13 protein-coding genes are annotated in these 17,327 nt (G+C 72.6%); 8 read left to right on the plus strand and 5 right to left on the minus strand.

What is annotated here, in order from left to right; translation table 11 throughout:
• Nucleotides 1-36 precede the first annotated feature (36 nt).
• From WMF11_RS50815 to WMF11_RS50835, 5 genes are read left to right on the plus strand one after another with little or no spacing between them, the layout of a single operon-like run.
• Nucleotides 37-906 carry a formate dehydrogenase accessory sulfurtransferase FdhD gene (locus WMF11_RS50815; RefSeq protein ID WP_437975902.1) on the plus strand — a complete coding sequence of 290 codons (870 nt, stop codon included), beginning with the start codon at nt 37-39 and terminating at the stop codon, nt 904-906.
• On the plus strand, nt 903-3,227 hold the full coding sequence (locus tag WMF11_RS50820; RefSeq protein WP_437975903.1) for an FdhF/YdeP family oxidoreductase: 2,325 nt from the start codon (nt 903-905) through the stop codon (nt 3,225-3,227). The genes WMF11_RS50815 and WMF11_RS50820 overlap by 4 nt, the downstream gene beginning before the upstream one ends.
• A gap of 34 nt (nt 3,228-3,261) precedes the next feature.
• On the plus strand, nt 3,262-4,668 hold the full coding sequence (locus WMF11_RS50825) for an aminotransferase class III-fold pyridoxal phosphate-dependent enzyme (RefSeq protein WP_437906254.1): 1,407 nt from the start codon (nt 3,262-3,264) through the stop codon (nt 4,666-4,668).
• Nucleotides 4,665-5,633, plus strand: coding sequence for a histone deacetylase family protein (locus tag WMF11_RS50830; RefSeq protein ID WP_437975904.1), 969 nt, complete (start codon nt 4,665-4,667; stop codon nt 5,631-5,633). Before WMF11_RS50825 ends, WMF11_RS50830 begins: the two co-directional genes overlap by 4 nt.
• Nucleotides 5,634-5,683: 50 nt before the next feature.
• On the plus strand, nt 5,684-6,754 hold the full coding sequence (locus WMF11_RS50835) for a GAF domain-containing protein (RefSeq protein WP_437975905.1): 1,071 nt from the start codon (nt 5,684-5,686) through the stop codon (nt 6,752-6,754).
• Nucleotides 6,755-6,772: 18 nt separating this feature from the next.
• Here the strand turns inward: WMF11_RS50835 and WMF11_RS50840 are convergent, their stop codons facing one another.
• Nucleotides 6,773-8,008: a hypothetical protein gene (locus WMF11_RS50840; protein WP_437975906.1), complete on the minus strand. Its 1,236-nt coding sequence runs from the start codon at nt 8,006-8,008 to the stop codon at nt 6,773-6,775.
• Between the two features lie 56 nt (nt 8,009-8,064).
• Between WMF11_RS50840 and WMF11_RS50845 the strand changes: the two genes are divergently transcribed.
• From WMF11_RS50845 to thrC, 3 genes are all read left to right on the plus strand, one after another.
• Entirely contained in the window at nt 8,065-9,429 is a 1,365-nt protein-coding gene (locus WMF11_RS50845) for an NAD(P)/FAD-dependent oxidoreductase (RefSeq protein WP_437975907.1), read from the plus strand.
• 73 nt (nt 9,430-9,502) lie between these two features.
• Complete coding sequence (locus WMF11_RS50850; protein WP_437975908.1) at nt 9,503-10,588, plus strand: serine/threonine-protein kinase; 1,086 nt, start codon at nt 9,503-9,505, stop codon at nt 10,586-10,588.
• Between the two features lie 53 nt (nt 10,589-10,641).
• The gene (gene thrC / locus WMF11_RS50855) at nt 10,642-11,982 is read left to right on the plus strand and encodes a threonine synthase (protein ID WP_437548186.1); all 1,341 of its coding nucleotides are present in this window, start codon (nt 10,642-10,644) and stop codon (nt 11,980-11,982) included.
• Between the two features lie 30 nt (nt 11,983-12,012).
• Here thrC and WMF11_RS50860 read toward each other — a convergent pair whose 3' ends face one another.
• The 4 genes from WMF11_RS50860 to pilM all read right to left on the minus strand — a co-directional run bounded on the left by WMF11_RS50860 (nt 12,013) and on the right by pilM (nt 17,312).
• A complete protein-coding gene (locus tag WMF11_RS50860; protein ID WP_437975909.1) occupies nt 12,013-13,854 on the minus strand; it encodes an STAS domain-containing protein in 1,842 nt (613 codons plus the stop codon).
• A gap of 73 nt (nt 13,855-13,927) precedes the next feature.
• Nucleotides 13,928-15,205 carry a type II secretion system protein GspN gene (gspN, locus tag WMF11_RS50865; protein WP_437906259.1) on the minus strand — a complete coding sequence of 426 codons (1,278 nt, stop codon included), beginning with the start codon at nt 15,203-15,205 and terminating at the stop codon, nt 13,928-13,930.
• A complete protein-coding gene (locus tag WMF11_RS50870) occupies nt 15,202-15,801 on the minus strand; it encodes a hypothetical protein (RefSeq protein ID WP_437975910.1) in 600 nt (199 codons plus the stop codon). The genes gspN and WMF11_RS50870 overlap by 4 nt, the downstream gene beginning before the upstream one ends.
• Nucleotides 15,798-17,312 carry a type IV pilus biogenesis protein PilM gene (gene pilM / locus WMF11_RS50875; RefSeq protein ID WP_437975911.1) on the minus strand — a complete coding sequence of 505 codons (1,515 nt, stop codon included), beginning with the start codon at nt 17,310-17,312 and terminating at the stop codon, nt 15,798-15,800. Before pilM ends, WMF11_RS50870 begins: the two co-directional genes overlap by 4 nt.
• Nucleotides 17,313-17,327 lie beyond the last annotated feature (15 nt).

Below are 17,327 nucleotides of genomic sequence, written 5' to 3' on the forward strand. Positions count from 1 at the left end.
GCAGGCTAGGATGACGGAGCCCGGAACCACCCCGCCATGCCGTCCAGCACAGCCAACGTCTCGATACGCACGATCACGGGCGAGATCGCCTCGGACGCCGAAGATCTGCTCGCCGTCGAGGAGCCGCTCGAGATCGTCGTCGTCGCGCGCGCCAGCGGTGCGGCGGGGCGCGAGGGGCGCCGCCTCGGCATCACGATGCGCACGCCCGGCAACGACCGCGAGCTCGCGGTCGGCCTCCTGTTCGCCGAGGGCGTCATTTCCCGCGCGGCCGACGTTGTCGCCGTCGAGGAGGCCCTCGGCCCCTCGGGCGATCTCGTGCGCGTCACGCTCGGCGAGGACGTGATCGTCGATCTCGGCCGGACCGAGCGGGCTCTCGCGGTCGCGAGCGCGAGCTGCGGCGTCTGCGGCAAGGCGTCGATCGACGTCGCGGCGCTCGCGCCGCCCTCGCCGCTCGCGCGGGGCGTTCCCCGGCTCGCGCCGGGCGTCGTGCACGGGCTCGCCGCGCGGCTCCGCGGCGCGCAGGCGGTGTTCGGGCGGACCGGGGGGCTGCACGCGGCGGCCCTCTTCGACGCGAGCGGCGCGCTCGCCGACCTCCGCGAGGACGTCGGGCGCCACAACGCCGTCGACAAGCTGATCGGCGCCGCGCTGCTCGCCGGGCGGCTGCCGGACCCGGGCGCGGTGCTCATGGTCAGCGGGCGCGCCGGGTTCGAGCTCGTGCAGAAGGCGCTCCGGGCCTCGATCCCCGTGATGGTCGCGGTGGGCGCGCCCTCGAGCCTGGCCGCCGAGCTCGCGGCGGCGCACGGGATGACGCTCGTCGGCTTCGCGCGCGAAGGGCGGTTCAACGTGTACGCGGGCCGGGAGCGCGTCGAGGTCCCCGTCGCGGTCCCGGCGGAGGCCGCGTCGTGACGGCCCGCGACGCGCCGCGCGACGTGCAGGCGGAGCCGCCGCTCGAGCCCGAGGCGCCCAGGATCGGCGAGCGCAGCGCGGCGGCCGGCGGGCTCCCGGCGGTCGGCGCGACGCTCCGGCACGCGGTCGGCGAGATGGGGGTCGCGCGCGCCGTGCGCACGCTCCTCCGCGTGAACCAGGGCGAGGGCTTCGACTGCCCCGGCTGCGCGTGGCCCGAGCCCGAGGAGAATCGCTCGGTCGCGGAGTTTTGCGAGAACGGCGCCAAGGCGGTCGCCGAGGAGGCGACGCTCCGCCGCGTCACGCCCGAGTTCTTCCGGGAGCACAGCGTCGAGGCGCTCTCGCGGCAGTCCGACCACTGGCTCGGCAAGCAGGGGCGGCTCACCCACCCGATGCTGCTCGACGAGGGCGCGTCGCACTACCGCCCGGTGTCGTGGGACGAGGCGCTCGACGTCGTCGCCTCGTCGCTGCGCGCGCTCGGCTCGCCGGACGAGGCCGTCTTCTACACGTCGGGCCGCACGAGCAACGAGGCGGCGTTCCTCTACCAGCTCTTCGTGCGCGAGCTCGGGACGAACAACCTGCCCGACTGCTCGAACATGTGCCACGAGTCGAGCGGCGTCGGCCTGCGCGAGGCCATCGGCGTGGGCAAAGGGACCGTATCCCTCCACGATTTCGAGCTGGCCGACGCGATCTTCGTCGTCGGGCAGAACCCGGGGACGAACCACCCGCGCATGCTCTCGGCGCTGCGCGAGGCGCGGCTGCGCGGGTGCGAGATCGTGACGGTGAACCCGCTCCCCGAGGCCGGCAACGAGCGCTTCCAGCACCCGCAGCACCCGCTCGATCTCGTCGGCTCGGGCGTGCCGCTCTCGACGCTCTTCCTCCAGGTGCGCATCAACGGCGACGTCGCGCTCTTCACCGGGATCATCAAGGAGATGCTCGAGGAGGAGGCGCGGAGGCCGGGCGCCGTGCTCGATCGCGCGTTCATCGCGGGCCACACCCACGGCTTCGAGGCGTTCGCGGAGGCCGTGCGCGGCGCGCCCTGGGACGACATCGTCGCGCAGAGCGGGGTGCCGCGCGACCGGATCCGGGCGGCGGCCGAGATCGCGATGCGCTCCGAGCGCACGATCGCGTGCTGGGCCATGGGCCTCACGCAGCACCAGAACGGCGTGGCCAACGTCCAGCAGGTGATGAGCTTCCTGCTCCTTCGCGGAAACATCGGGCGGCCCGGCGCGGGCGCGTGCCCGGTGCGCGGGCACAGCAACGTGCAGGGCGACCGGACGATGGGCATCTGGGAGCGCCCGCCCGCGGAGCTCCTCGATCGGATCGAGCAGAACTTCGGCTTCTCCCCGCCGCGCCGCCACGGGCTCGACACCGTCGCCGCGATCGCAGCGATGGCCGAGGGGCGCGCCCGCGTCTTCTTCGCGCTGGGCGGCAACTTCCTCTCGGCCACGCCGGACACGGCGCTGACCGCCCGCGCCCTCGCCCGGTGCGACCTCACAGCGCACGTCTCGACCAAGCTGAACCGGGCGCACCTCGTGACGGGAAGGCGCGCGCTCATCCTGCCTTGCCTCGGCCGCACCGAGCGCGACGCGCAGGCGGGCGGGCCGCAGTTCGTGACCGTCGAGAACTCGATGGGCGTCGTCTCGAGCTCGCGGGGCAGCCTCCCGCCGGCCTCGGAGCTGCTGCGCAGCGAGGTGGCCATCGTCGCGGGCCTCGCCCGCGCGGCGCTGGGCGCGCGCTCGCGCGTGCCGTGGGAGGAGCTCACGGCCGATTACGACAGGATCCGCGATCTCATCGAGCGCACGATCGACGGGTTCGACGGCTTCAACGCGCGCATCCGAGACCCGCGCGGCTTCGCCCTGCCGAACGCGGCGGCGCGGCGCGAGTTCCGCACGGAGACCGGCAAGGCGAACTTCGTGATCCACCCGCTCCCGCGGCACGATCTCGAGCCGGGCGAGCTCCTGATGATGACGATCCGCAGCCACGACCAGTACAACACGACCATCTACGGGCTCGACGACCGCTACCGCGGCGTCCGGGGCGGGCGCCGCGTCGTGTTCATGAACGCCGAGGACGCGGCCGAGCGCGGCCTCGCCCAGGGGGACCTCGTCGACGTCACGAGCCGCTTCTCCGACGGGCAGCGCGTCGCGCGCGCGTTCCGCGTCGTGCTGTACACGATCCCCCGCGGCAACGTCGCGGCCTACTTCCCCGAGGCGAACGTGCTCGTGCCGCTCGGCAGCATCGCCGAGAAGAGCCACACGCCCGCGTCGAAATCGATCGTTGTGCGCGTCCAGGCGGCCGTCGCGACCGACGGATCCGCGTGACGCTCCGCCGCCCCCGTTGCATTGGAGTCCGACCATGAACGCCCCGACCCACATCTCTCCGCCCATCCCCGGCGAGCCCGAGCGCGCCTCGATGCGCACCGCCATCCCGGGGCCTGCGTCCGAGGCGCTCCGCGCCCGCCACCATCGCTACCAGGACGCGCGACCGATCCACTTCTATCAGGACGCGCGCAAGAGCCTGGGCAACTACATGGTCGACGTGGACGGCAACGTGCTGCTCGACGTGTACGGGCACATCGCCGCCGTGCCCATCGGCTACAACCACCCGGACCTGCTCGCCGCGTGGCGCAGCGGCCGCTTCGACTGGTGCGCCGGCTACCGCTCCGCGCTCGGCGTCGCGCCCGCGCCCGAGTGGGTCGACCTCGTCGAGAAGACGCTGATGCGCGTCGCGCCGAAGGGGCACACGCGCGTCTTCACGTTCACGACCGGCGCGGAGGCGGTCGAGAACGCGCTCAAGGCCGCGTTCATCCGGCTCGCCCGGCGCCGGCGCGGCGGCGCGCAGCCGAGCGACGGCGACCTCGCCGCCTGCATGCTCAACCGGCAGCCCGGCGTGAACGCCTTCAAGGTGCTCTCCTTCGATGGCGGCTTCCACGGCCGCAGCATGGGCGCCCTCTCGGCGACGCGGAGCAAGCCGATCCACAAGCTCGACATCCCCGCGTTCGACTGGCCCGTCGCGCCGTTCCCCGCGAGCCATTTCCCTCTCGCGGCGCACGCCGAGCAGAACCGCGCCGCCGAGGCGCGCTCGCTCGAGGCGGTCGAGGCGGCGCTCGACGCCCACCCGGACGAGGTCGCCGCGGTCATCGTCGAGCCGATCCAGGGCGAGGGCGGCGACCGCCACGCGAGCCCGACCTTCTTCCAGGCGCTCCGCCGCCTCACCGCGGAGCGCGGCGTCGCGCTCATCATCGACGAGGTGCAGACCTGCGGCGGCGGGACCGGCGCGCTCTGGGCGCACGAGGCGTGGGACCTGCCCGAGCCGCCGGACATGGTCACGTTCTCCAAGAAGATGCAGCTCGGCGGCTTCTATTGCCGCGAGGAGCTCGCGCCGATCGAGCCGCTGCGCGTCTTCAACACCTGGCTCGGCGACCCGCTCCGCGGCGCGCAGCTCGAGGTGATCCTCGAGGTCATCGAGCGCGACCGGCTCCTCGAGAACACGCGGTCGACCGGCGAGCGCCTGGTCGCCGGCCTCGAGGACCTCTGCCGGCGCTACCCCGCGGTGCTCTCGGGCGCCCGGGGCAGCGGCACCTTCGCCGCTGTCGACTTCCCCCACGCCGCCCGGCGCGACGCGGCGCTCACCGCGCTACGCAACCGGGGCCTCGAGGTGGGCGGCTCGGGCGACCGCACGCTCCGCTTCCGGCCGGCGCTGATCTTCGCCCCGCGCCACGTCGGCGAGGCGCTCGATCACCTCGAGTCGGTCTGCAAGTGACCTCGGACGCCGCCGCCTCGCCGCCGATCCGGGTGTTCCACACGCCGCGCTATTTCGCGGACATCGGCGAGCACGTCATGCCGATGCGCAAGTTCGCCCTCGTGCGCGAGGCGATCGAGCGGAGCGGCCTGCCCGTGCGCATCGAGGAGCCCGAGGCGGCCTGTGACGAGGACCTCCTGCGCGTCCACGCGCCCGGGTACGTCCAGGCGATCGCGACCGGCGAGCCCCGGGCGCTGGCCGAGTCGCAGAAGCTCCCGTGGTCGCCGGCGCTCGCCGGGGCGGTGCGCTTCACGAACGGCGGCTGCGTCGCCGCCGCCGCTGCGGCCCTCGAGGACGGCGTCGCGGGCAACCTCGCGAGCGGCTTCCACCACGCGCACGAGGGCCACGGCGAGGGCTTCTGCACCTTCAACGGCCTCGTCGTCGCGCTGGAGCGCGCGCGCGCCGAGGGGCGCATCCGCCGCGGCCTCGTGGTCGACATGGACCTCCACTACGGCAACGGCACCGCCTCGCTGCTCGCGTCGCGCCCCTGGGCGTCCCAGCTCTCCATCTACGGCAGCTGGTACAAGCAGAACAAGGCGCACCGGGACGTCGAGGGCGAGCGCGCCCCGGACACCGAGAACTGCTGGTCCGTCCCGGTCCCGAACGGGAGCGGCGGCGCCGCCTACCTCGAGATCCTGGAGCGGCACCTCGGCCCGGCGATCGACCGCGCCGCGCCCGACCTGATCCTGTACCAGGCCGGCGCGGACCCGTACCGCGAGGACCCGTACTCGCCGCTCGACCTGACGCACGACGATCTCCACGCGCGCGACCAGATCGTGTTCCGGGCCGCGCTCGAGCGGGGCGTCCCGATCGCGTGGGTGCTCGCGGGTGGGTACACGCCCGACGTGAGCCGGGTGGTCGAGGTGCACCTCCGCACCTTCATCGCGGCGGTGCGGGCGAGGGAAGCGGCGGCGCGCGCGGGGTGACCGGTGACCTCGGCCGACCCGCGCCCCGCCAGGCAAGGTAGCATCGCGCGATGGCCGACCTGAACGACCCTGTCCGCCTGGCCGAGCTGCGCGGCGCCGTGCTGCGCGCCGAGGCGGACGCCATCCTCGACGCCTGCGTGGTGCGGGCCGCCAAGCTGGCCCGGTCGCCCATCGCCGTGGTCAGCCTGCTCGTGCGCCATGTCCAGCTCCTGCGCGCGCAGCACGGGCTCCCCCTCGAGCTCGCCGTGAGCTGCGCGACGTCGAGGAGCAACTCCTTCTGCCAGCTCGTCGTGCTCGACGAGGTGCCGCTCATCGTCGACGACGCGCTGCGCGACGAGCGCGTCCCGAAGGAGCTCGTCGAGAGCTACGGCATCCGCGCCTACGCGGGCGTGCCGGTGCGCGCGCACGGGCACGTGCTCGGGGCGCTCTGCGTGCTCGACGTCGTCCCGCGCCGCTTCGACCAGCGCATCGTCGGCGCCCTCGAGCAGCTCGCCATCGACGTCTCCGGCCGGCTCTCGGCGCTCACGCTGAGCGACGCCCCGCTGGCCAGCGCCGACGTGCAGGAGCGCCTCGTCCGCGTCGAGCAGGCCACCCGCGCCCTGGAGCGCGCGCTCCTCGCCCTCTCGCCCGTCATCGCCGCGGCGCAGGCGGCGACGGCGGGGCCGCGGGTCGACGCGGCGCGCGGGATCGACGCGTCGCACGCGTCGCACGCACCGCACGCGTCGCGCGCGACGCACGTCACGCCGGCCAGCCTGCGCGCGGCCGTGTCGTGCTGGCGCGACATGGGCCCCGTCGCGGAGGAGCTCTGCGAGGAGGCCGCGGCCATCGCGAGCGCCTCGCCCTGCGAGGCGGCGTCCGGGCTCGCCACGGACGCCCGGGCGCTCGCGCGGAACCTCGCCGAGATCGGCCCGCTCGTCCGGCTCGCCGAGGGCGTGCTCGACGGGACGCTGGGAGAGGCCGCCGCGGCCAAGGGGCGGGCGCTCGTGCTGCGCGGCGCGCTCGACGCCCACGAGGCCGCCTCCGCCGCCGTGCAAAGGCTCCGCGCGGGCGCCCTGCGCGCGCGGGCCGCGACGGCCGGCCCCGGCAGCGGCGACACCGCCCGCCCGCCTGAGGCGCGGTGATCCCGGCGCCGCGGGGGATCACCGCGGCGGCAGGGTCGACGCCGGCGCCGGCACATCGCGGGTGATCTCGCCCGCGTCGGCCCCGTCCGGGATCGGCTCCGAGCCCGGCGAGAGCGGGTTGCCCTCCCAGGTCGCGGTCTTGTCCCGGCTCCCGTAGACGAAGGGCGGACGGGTCTCCAGCTCCCGGGCGATGCGGGCGAGCTCCTCGTCGAGGTGGCGCGGGTTCGCGAGCAGCCTCTCGCGGATGCCGCTGTTCTTCAGGTAACCGCGGATGTCGGGGCTGTCCGGATAGTACTTCGTGAACACGTTGTACCGGAAGAGCGGCTTCAGCCGGTGCAGATCCCTGGGCCCGGTCGGGAGCGGCAAGAGCTCGACGAAGCTCTTCCGCTTCGCCCGCTCCTCCAGCCGGTCGAGGACGAGCTGGAGGCTGTTCTCGAGCAGGTGCGGCGCGCAGTGATCCGCGAAGTCGTCGTACAGGAGCCGCATGAGCGCCCTCGCCTCGTCGATCGGCAGCTGCGCCTGCCGCTCGCGGCCCATGCGCCGCACGAGGACCATGAAGGGAGACGGCTGGTTGCCGGTCGCGCGGATCACCTCGGGATCGCGGAAGTCGGGCTGGCGGTAGGGGAAGTGGCGCGGGTTGATCGCGTCGAACCCGCCTCGGCCGTAGAACAGGATGCGCTGCCACGACAGGCGCTCTTCCGGCGTGAAGTACTCGACCTCGGCCGCGAGATCGACGTTCATCCCGAAGTACTTGCCCGGGGCCGACGGCGCGGGGAGCGTGATCTTCCCCATCGCGTGCAGGTCGGTGAGGTACTGCATGGCGAGCTCGACCGGCGAGATGCGCAGCCAGTACGACAGCACCGTCCCGCGCGCCTCGGGGATCATGAAGATATGAGCGAGGTAGATGACGCAGAGGTCCGGGGCGTACGCCGGATTGATGAGCACGGTGCCGTCGCGGACGCCGCGCACCTTTCCGTCCGCGTCTCGCGCCACGAGCAGGAAGTAGCGCATGTACGTGCCCGACGGCTCGGGCGTGAACGGGTCGTCGCGGAGGAACGCCTCGATCGCCTCCTTGCGCTCCATCTCTCCATGAGGACCGAAGCAGTCCCAGAGGATCTGATACGCCGCGTCGAAGTCCGGGTCGGAAGGATCCTCGATGGACCAGATCTGGTATTTGCGGGTTTCGCGCTCGATCATCTCCACCACGTCCTGGTGGAAGAGATCCTTCATGCAGAGCCGGACACGTCGCTTCAAGCAGGGCTCCCGGGGTTCATGGTGCCAGAGGCGCATCCCTCTGATAGGTGATCATCGTGGCTCGTGCAGCGCTCGTTGACACGTACACGCACACGCACACACACATCGATTCCGCGCGCTCCGTGTGGAACGAGGCGGGCCCCGTCTATGAGCCCGTCCCTCCGCTGCGCGCGGACGCGACGGCCGACGTGGCCATCATCGGGGGAGGTTTCACCGGGATCTCCACCGCATACCATCTAATCCGCCGGTTTCCGAGCCTCCGCGTCATGATCCTCGAGGCGCGCCACCTCGCGAACGGCGCGAGCGGGCGCAACGGGGGGATGATGCTGAACTGGATCAACGGGGTGGGCTCTCGCGATCCGGAGCTCACGCGCCGCGTGTACGAGACGACACGCGCGGGGATCGACGGCATCGTCGGGATGATCCAGGAGCACGACCTCCCTGTGCGCCACCGCCGCGACGGATGCATGGAGGTGCTCACCGACGCGCGCCGGGCCGAGGCGGCGCACGCGCGGGTGGAGCAGCTGGCCAGCTGGGGCATTTCGCTACAGTACCTGGACAGCGCGGCGCTCTCGAGGCGGCTCGGGATCCAGGGCGGGGCCGGGGCCGTGCTGGACGCGACCGAGGGGCAGCTGAACGGGGTCGATCTGCTGCGCTGCCTGCGCCCGTTGCTGCCCGCGTGGGGGGTCGCCGTCCACGAGGACACGCCGGTGCTCGGGATCCGGGAGGGGCGCACGATCGAGCTGACAACGCCGGGCGGCGTCGTCCGGGCCGCGGCCATCGTGCTCGCCACCAACGGCTACACGCCGCGCCTCGGCTACTTCAAGACCGGCATCTTCCCGCTGCACTCGCACGTCATCGCGACCGAGCCGCTCGACGCCGAGGCGCGCGCCGCGCTCGGCTGGGGGCAGGTCGCCGGCTTCAGCGACGACCGCGACCGGATCGCGTACGCCAGCATGACGCCCGCCGGTGAGCTCGTGTTCGGCGGGGGCAGCAACGCGGCGTATGCCTACCTCTATGGGAACAAGACCTCCTACCCGGGCACACCCGAGTCGGCAGGGCCGGCGTTCGAGGCCATCCGGCGCCGGCTCACAGGCTATTTCCCTGCGGCCGAGCGGCTGCGGATCGCGCACCGCTGGACGGGCACCCTCGGCATCACGATGAGCCGGCTCTGCAGCATGGGGGTGCGCGGCGAGCACCGGAACGTGTACTACGCCCTCGGTTACAGCGGCCACGGCGTGACGCTCGCCAACCTCGCGGGCCGCGTGCTCTGCGACATCTACGCGGGCGACGACGCGCGGTGGCGGGATCTGCCGTTCTACATGGCCCCCCTCCGGGGCGTCCCGCCCGAGCCGCTCCGCTGGCTCGGCTATCACGCGTACACCAAGCTGACGGGGCGCTCGCCGCGCAAGGCGGGCTAGAGCGGCTAGCGCGGTGGGGCCCGCCGAGCGGGCTTGCGTGGCCGGAGCGCGGGGCGCTATTCGATGCGGGGCCATGTTCTGCGCGCGCTGCCACCGGGAGTACGACGCGGGCCATCGGTTCTGCCCCTACGACGGCGCGGAGCTCACCGAGGGCCGGCGCGTCGACCTGTTCCGGTACAAGCCGACCCGGCTGCGCGGGACCCTCCTTGGCGAGCGCTACGAGGTGCGCGGCTACCTCGGCAAAGGGGCGATGGCGCGCGTCTACCTCGCGGTCGAGATCGAGACGGGCCAGCCGGTCGCGATCAAGGTCCTCGAGGAGTTCGCCGCCCGGGCGGAGCGGACGCGCGAGCGGTTCGTGCGCGAGGCGCAGAGCGCTGCGACGATCGGGCACCCGAACATCGTCCGGGTGCTCGACGCCGGCACGCGCTCGGAAGACGGCGCGCCCTACCTCGTGATGGAGTACCTCTTCGGCGAGTCGCTCGGCGACTGGCTCCGGCGCGAGCGCCGCATGGACGCGGACCTCGCCATCCCGGTGCTCTCCCAGGCCGCGTCCGGGCTCGCCGCCGCGCACCGGGCCGGGATCATCCACCGCGACGTGAAGCCGGACAACATCTACCTCGTGGGCCCGCAGGGCGACCCGTACGCGGTCAAGGTGCTCGATTTCGGCCTGGCGAAGATCCAGGCCGCCGATCTCATCACGGCGACCGGCACGGCCGTGGGCACCCTCGAGTACATGGCGCCCGAGCAGGTCGTGAGCGACCTGCCCGACGCCCGCACCGACGTCTACGGGCTCGGCGTCGTCATGTTCCGGGCCTTCACCGGGGAGCTCCCGTTCCCGCGCTCGGAGCAGTCGGAGCTCCTCGCCCGGCAGCTCGTGACCCCGCCGCCCCGCCCCTCGGAGAAGCGCCGGAGCCTCGATCCGCTGCTCGAGTCCGTGATCCTGAAGGCGATCCGGAAGAGCCCGAACAACCGCTATCCCTCGATGGAAGCGTTCCTCGAGGATCTCGAGCGGCTGGCCGGCGACCGGGACGGGCCGCTCTCGGCCGACGAGCCGCTGCGGGAGCCCGGCGACGTCTATCTCCCGCAGGGATCGTTTGCCAGGAACGCGGCGATCTACTTCTATAGGCGGCTCGGCATGGAAGCCCCACGCTTCGACTGAACCGACACCACCTCCCGCGGGCGCTTCCCGCCACCCAGGAGATCCGTATTGCCATGGCCTACTCTGCTGCATTCCGATGCCTCGCCGGTTGCCCCGGCAGCTACCCGCTGACGCAGCCCCTCTACCGTTGCCCCACCTGCGGCGGCCTGCTCGACGTCGCCCACAACATCGACGCGCTCCGTGACCGGAGCCCCGCGACGTGGATGAAGCTCTTCGACGAGCGCTACAAGCGCACGGTGTGGCCCTACGGCTCCGGGGTCTGGGGCAAGCGGGAGTGGGTCGCGCCCGAGGTCCCGGACGAGGCCATCGTGTCGATGGACGAGGGCGGCTCGAACCTGTTCTGGGCAGACCGCTACGGCAAGACGCTCGGGCTCGATGACGTCTGGGTGAAGCTCTGCGGCAACAGCCACACGGGGTCGTTCAAGGACCTCGGCATGACGGTGCTCGTCTCGGTGGTGAACAAGGCGATCCGCGAGGGCCTCGAGGTGCGCGCGATCGCGTGCGCGTCGACGGGGGACACCTCGGCGTCGCTCGCGGCGTACGGGGCGGCGGCCGGCTTGCCCGTGGTCGTGCTGCTGCCGCGGGGCAAGGTGTCGACGGCGCAGCTCGTCCAGCCGATCGCGTCGGGGGCGCTGGTCCTCTCGCTGGACACCGACTTCGACGGCTGCATGGCCATCGTGCAGCGCCTCTCGGCCGAGGGCGTCGTCTACCTGGCGAACTCGATGAACGCCCTGCGGCTCGAGGGCCAGAAGACCGTGGCCATCGAGATCGTGCAGCAGTTCGACTGGACGCTGCCCGACTGGGTCATCCTCCCGAGCGGCAACCTCGGCAACGCCTACGCCCTCTACGCGGGCTTCAAGATGCTGAAGGACCTCGGCCTGACGACGCGGTTCCCGCGCCTCTGCGTGGCGCAGGCGGCGCGGGCCAACCCGCTCTTCAAGGCGTGGTCCGAGGGGCGGAGCGAGGTCGTGCCGATGAAGGCGGGGGAGACCCTGGCGAGCGCGATCCAGATCGGCAACCCGGTGAGCGCGCCGAGGGCGATGCTGGCCCTCAAGGCGATGGACGGCGTCGCGGAGGAGGTCACCGAGGACGAGCTCTGCGACGCGGCGGCCCGCGCCGATCGCACCGGCATGTACACCTGCCCGCACACGGCGGTCGCCCTCGCCGCGCTGGAGAAGCTCGTGAAGAAAGGCCTCGTCGAGAAGCGCCAGCGGGTCGTCGTGGTCTCGACAGCGAACGGCCTCAAGTTCACGGAGTTCAAGGTGAAATACCACGAGCGCGCGCTCGCGGACGTCACGAGCCGGCTCGCCAACCCGCCGGTCGCGCTGCCGCCCGACTACGACCGCGTCCTCGCCGCCCTCGACAAGCACGCCGCGCAGACCAGCAAGCGCTGAGACGCTCCGGCAAGATCGGCCCGCCGGCCGCTACCCGCGCGACCTCGCGCGGCGCCGCCGGCGCCGTCCGCGCGCGTTCGCGGAGGTCATCGCGGAGGCGATGCCGTTCTGCAGGGTGTTGTGCGTGGCGATGCCGCTCATGTCGACGCCGATCTCGACGAGCGTCCTGGCCACGTCGGGGCTCAGGCCCGTGATGATCACCTCCGAGCCGAGCAGGCGCACCGCCGTCGCGGCGCCGAGGAGCGCGTCGGCGCACGGGCCGTCGATCCGCGGCACCCCGGTGATGTCGAGGATCGCGACGTGCGCGCGGCGGGAGGCGACGCCGCGGACCAGCGTCTCCTGCACGCGGCGCGTCCGCTGGCTGTCGAGGGCGCCGACGAGCGGCATCACGACGATGTCGTCGCTGATCGGGATGAGCGGGGTCGACAGCGCCGCGAGGATCTCGTTCTGCGCCCGGAGGGCCTCCTCCCGGGCGCGCCGCGCCTCGGTCTCCGCCTCGGCGCGCTTTCGCTCCGTGATGTCCCGCACGATGACGACCGCCTCCGCCCGATCGCTGCCGGCGATCCGGACCTCGTAGTCGCGCGCGCTGCCCGCCTGCTGCTCCTGGTACTCGAAGACGTGCGTCGCCTCGTCGGCGAGCGCTCGCGCCACGAGGCCGGTGATCTGCTCGGCGACGTGGGCGGGGAACACGTTGGCGACGTGCCTGTGCAGGAGATCCTCGGCGCGGAGCGACGGCCTCGGGTCCCGGGAGGCCTTGAAGTCCAGGCAGATGCCGTCGCTGCTGATCCGGAGGATCGTGTCGGGGATGGCGTAGAGGAGCGCGCGGTTGTTCGCCTCGCTCCGGCGCAGGGCCGCCTCCACGCGCTTGCTGCCGATGAAGTGGCCGGCCTTGGCGGCGACGGCGAGCAGGACGTCGAGCAGCCCCGGATCGGGCGCGCGCGGCTCGGCGTCCATGAGCTCCAGCACGGCCGCGACCTGCGCGTCGGCGCGGACCGCGATGGGGAGCTCGACCGCGAAGCGGAGGCCGGCGCCGCGCGCCGCCTGCGCGCGCGGGTCGTCCGCCTCGGCGTCGAGGTCGCTGAACCAGGTCGGCTCCCCCTGGGCGAGCGCGCGGCCGGGCAGCCCGGCGTAGCGGGCGAACCGCGCGCCCCGGGTCGCCGCCTCGAGCGCGATCGCGTCGTCGGGCGCGGCGCTCCAGGTGTGCTCGCAGCGCAGCCCGTCGCTCTCGTCGTCGCCGAGCCACAGGGCGGCGAACCGGAAGCCGAGCGTCTCCCCGAGCGCGCCGAGCAGCGCCGGGACGCCCTCGGAGAGCGTCGTCGACTCGACGAGGATCCTGGTCACGGTGTACTGCGTCGACACCTTGTAGTTCGCCTCGGCGAGGGCGCGGCGCTGGTTCCACTTCTCGGTGAGCGCGAAGGCCATCTGGCGGACCTCGCTCGGGTCGAACGGCTTGGCGAGGATGAGGAGGTTGTCGGTCTGCCCGAACCGGGCGGCGATCTCCTCCCACGAGTCATCCGCGTCCGCCGCGCAGAGGACCGCCTGGATGGCGCCGTCCTCCTTCCAGATGCGCGAGAGCGTCTCGACGCCGTCCCACCCCGGCATGCGCGCGTCCACGAACACGAGCGCGTACGGCGCGCCGCTCTGCAGCGCCTCGCGGACCTTCGCCAGCCCCTCCTCCCCGCGGGTCGCGGACGTGAGCTCGAACCTCACCGGTCGCCGGGCCGGCGGCTCGCGGAACAGCGTCGGCTGGAGGCCCGCGATGGTCGAGCCCTCCGCCTCGGATCGGAGGATCCTGCGGAAATCCTCGTGGATGGCCTGATCGTCGTCGATCAGTAAAACGCGCCGGTTCTGCTGCCAGCTGGGATCCCCCATCAACGAGTCCTTGGAGCGTGGGTCCGGGTCCTAGAGCGAGGCGCGTCTTCGTCGCACGAAGCTGCGCCCCGCTCTATTCAACGGGAGGCGTGCCCTCGCCGTCTACGGGCGGAGGCGACGGCGGGCGTGTGGGGGACTCGTCCTCGGTGGAGGGCGGGGGCGGAGGCGGGGGCATCCCAGGGGGCTCGTGCTCCTCGCCGTCCCTCGGGGCGGCCTCGGAGGCGCCGAGGGGCATGTTCACGCCGCCGGGCTTCCTCGTGGTCGTGGCCGGGCTCGCGCCCGGCGTGCCGCGGCCCCGCGCGGCGGGCGACTCGGCCGCGTGCGGGTCGAACCGGGGCCGCTTCAGCGGGCCGTGGACGTGCCAGCCGTAGAAGCCGTCCGCCCGCTTCGACCGCTTCATCTTGGGCTGCTGCATCTCGATCAGCCCGGGCACGCTCGACCCCGGCGCGCCGAGCAGCGATTTCGTGAGATCGCTCTTCGATCGGTACGCGTCGGTGAACTTGAAGCGCACGTAGAGATCCGCCGTCGAGTTGTTCCACGGCTCGCGCATGGTGACCTTGCCGTCGCCGTCGAGCTCGAGATCCTGGCCGTTCGCGCTCATCTTCGTGACCTTGAGGACCCCGTCCTTCGCCTCCGCCGACAGGAGCAGCTCCCCCAGCTTCGCCTCCGGGAGCGCGATGAGCCCCTGGATCTTCGTCTTGCCGTCGCCGACCGAGACCTCCTTGGCCGAGACCTCGAGCGCGCCGTTCGCTTTGTTGAACTTGCCGTCGGGCGCGCTGAGATCGAGGTTCGCGCTCAGCGTGCCGGCGATCGGCAGGCCAAGGATGTCCCCGAGCGGACCCACCTTGGCGAGCTCCACGTCCGAGACCTCGACGTGGACGTCGCCGCCCGATCGGCCCATCGGGACGACGCCCTCGATCTCGCCGCCGAACACGCTGGCCCAGAACGAGACCCGCATCCGCCCGATCAGGAGGGGCAGGATCTTCACCCGCGCGTGCGCCTCGTCGATCTCGATGACGCTCGGCTTCGGCGCGCTGTCCTTGGCGGCGTCGCCCGAGGCGAAGGCCGCGGCGCCGCTCGGCCTGCTGCTCGTGCCGAGCTCGCCCGGCGGCAGGATGAGGCGCACGCCCTTCATCTCGACCCCCGTGAACCAGTACGAGTCGAGCTCGTCGATCTCGAGCCGCTGCGCCTGGCTCGGGCCCTTCTTCTGCTGCGTGCGGTCGAACTCGGCGATCAGCCGGTCCTTGAGCCGCTCGTAGGGGAACGTCAGGTAGCCGAAGAGCCCCAGACAGAAGAGGTAAAAGAGCGGGTAGACCGCCCATCTCGCGATCTTGATGAGCCGCGCCTTCATGGCTCCTGCTCCTCTTCGGCGGCGGGGGGCGCGGACGGCGCGGGCGTCGCCGCCGGCTGGGGCTCGCCCTTCCGGTCGAACGCGGAGATGCCGAGCTCGACCTCGTAGGAGTCCGGCTCCCCGGCGCGCGGCTTGAGGTTCAGCTTCGTCACCGCGACCGGGTGGCCCGAGCTTTCGATGTGCTCGAGCATCTTGGCGAGCCCGAGCATCCCGATCCTGTGCATCTTCACCACCGTGATCCGCTCGGTGTACTTCTTGCCGTGCGGGACGTCGGGGCGATCCTGCGACTCGGCGGCGGTGAGCTGCTGCTGCTTCGCCGCGTCCTCGATGAAGCCGGCGAGCGCGGGCGCCGGCCGCGCGTAGCGCGCGAGCAGCGCGTCCTTCAGCGCCTTGCGCTCGCTGACCTTCCCCGAGGCCTCGTAGATCGACTGGAGCAGGTCGCGGATCTCCTGGTTCTCGGCGCGCTTGCTGGACGCGACGCTCGCGAGCCCGATCGGCACGAGCAAGAGGACGAGCACCGCCAGGAATCCGAGGAGGATGGTGAGGAGCCTGCGCTCGCGCGGCTCCAGCTTGTCGAGTCGCTCGCGGAGCGTCATCGCGATCCCTCCGGCTTCTCCGGCGCGCCGGCCGAGGCGCTCTCGGCCGCGTCGGCGGCGCCGGTCTTCTTCTTCTTCGTCTTGTCCTCGCACCTGAGATCCAGCTCGAGGACGTACTTGTGCTTGCCCTCCGTGAACTGGCTCGTGCGGCCGACCTTCACGTCGCGGAAGCAGCGGTGCTCCTTCATGTGATCCGCGATGATCTGCGCGTCCGACACCGACGGGACGACGCCCTGGAGGGTCACGTGGCCGCGGTTCACGTCGAGCTCGAGCACGTCGTGCGTGATCTCCTTCGGCACGGCCTTCGAGAGCTGCACCATGACGTCGAAGGCGTCGACGCGGGGCATCGGGTCCTCGTCGGCCGCGCCGGGGCCCTGCTCGAGCAGCTCGCGGGCCTTCTGCGGGTCGCTCGTCTCCTCGCCGAGCACGTCGTGGGAGGCGGTCGCGAGCGAGGCGGCGAGCAGCTCCCGCTCCGCGTCGAGGGTGCGCAGCTCCGCGACGATGGAGAACCCGAAGCTCAGCGCGATGACGGTGCCGAGGCCGGCGAGGATCGGGATCTTCTCGCGCAGGAACGGGTAGCTGCGCTCGGCCTCGAGCGCGCCCTTCCGGAGGTTGAACCCCTTGGTCTTCGGCGTCAGCCCGAGCGCGAGCCCGAGCGCCTTGGCGAAGCGGGGCAGCGCCGCGGCCTGCTCGGGCGTGAGCCCCTCGATGCGAGGGGTCGGCAGCGGCAGGATCGTGAGGCCGAGCTGCGTCGACAGGAACATCTCCGCGCCCTGCGCGGTGGCGCCGCCGCCGACCAGGTAGAGCCCCGCGAGCGGCTCGCCGCCGAGGTTGCGCCACGCCGCGAGCGTCTGGCGGAGCTCGCGCGCGAGCGCCGGCGCGGTGCCGGGGAGGCCCGCCGTCCCGCGCGACAGCGTCCGGGCGAAGACCGGCTCGCCGCCGGACACGATCACGATCTCGGACGTGAGGTAGTCGAGGTCGAGCAGGGCGACCGGCGCGCTGGCGGGCGACGGCGCGGCGAGCTCCGGCATCACCGCCTCGAGGTTGGCGAGCGCCACCGCGCCCAGCGCGACCCGCTCCGGCTCGAAGCCGAGCGCCTCCTTCACGACGGCGATGCGCTCGCGCACGTCGTCCGCGCGCGCGACGGCGGCGAAGACCGGCAGCGTCTCCACGCCGGGCGGCCGCTTCAGCAGGCGATGGTCGAAGACCGCGTCTTCCATCTCGAACGGCACCGTGGCCTCGAGCTCGAAGCCGAGGACGTTCTCGACCTCCTTCTGCGCGGCCGCCGGCAGGTCGAGGCGACGGTAGAACGATTTCTCCCCGGAGAGCGCGATCGCCGCGGCGTCGGGGCGGTGGAGCCCCACGGCGGCGCGGATGGCCTCGGCCTCGGAGACGCCGTCCGTGACGGCCGCTTCGCCGAGGGCCTCGACGAAGACCCTCCTGTACGTGGTGCGGATGAGCGCCGCCCGCACCACGGATTTTCCAGCATCTATCCCGAGCAGCCTGTGCATTGCGCGCTTCTTCCC

This window comes from Sorangium sp. So ce295 (assembly GCF_051527405.1).
GTDB classification, from domain to species: Bacteria; Myxococcota_A; Polyangia; order Polyangiales; family Polyangiaceae; genus Sorangium; species Sorangium cellulosum_B.

Coding starts and splice junctions, on each gene's coding strand:
- WMF11_RS50860 (WP_437975909.1), bottom strand. CDS start 13,854: ATGGGGGATCCCAGCTGGCAGCAGAACCGGCGCGTTTTACTGATCGAC.
- WMF11_RS50870 (WP_437975910.1), bottom strand. CDS start 15,801: ATGACGCTCCGCGAGCGACTCGACAAGCTGGAGCCGCGCGAGCGCAGG.
- gspN (WP_437906259.1), bottom strand. CDS start 15,205: ATGAAGGCGCGGCTCATCAAGATCGCGAGATGGGCGGTCTACCCGCTC.
- WMF11_RS50825 (WP_437906254.1), top strand. CDS start 3,262: ATGAACGCCCCGACCCACATCTCTCCGCCCATCCCCGGCGAGCCCGAG.
- WMF11_RS50850 (WP_437975908.1), top strand. CDS start 9,503: ATGTTCTGCGCGCGCTGCCACCGGGAGTACGACGCGGGCCATCGGTTC.
- WMF11_RS50835 (WP_437975905.1), top strand. CDS start 5,684: ATGGCCGACCTGAACGACCCTGTCCGCCTGGCCGAGCTGCGCGGCGCC.
- WMF11_RS50815 (WP_437975902.1), top strand. CDS start 37: ATGCCGTCCAGCACAGCCAACGTCTCGATACGCACGATCACGGGCGAG.
- thrC (WP_437548186.1), top strand. CDS start 10,642: ATGGCCTACTCTGCTGCATTCCGATGCCTCGCCGGTTGCCCCGGCAGC.
- pilM (WP_437975911.1), bottom strand. CDS start 17,312: ATGCACAGGCTGCTCGGGATAGATGCTGGAAAATCCGTGGTGCGGGCG.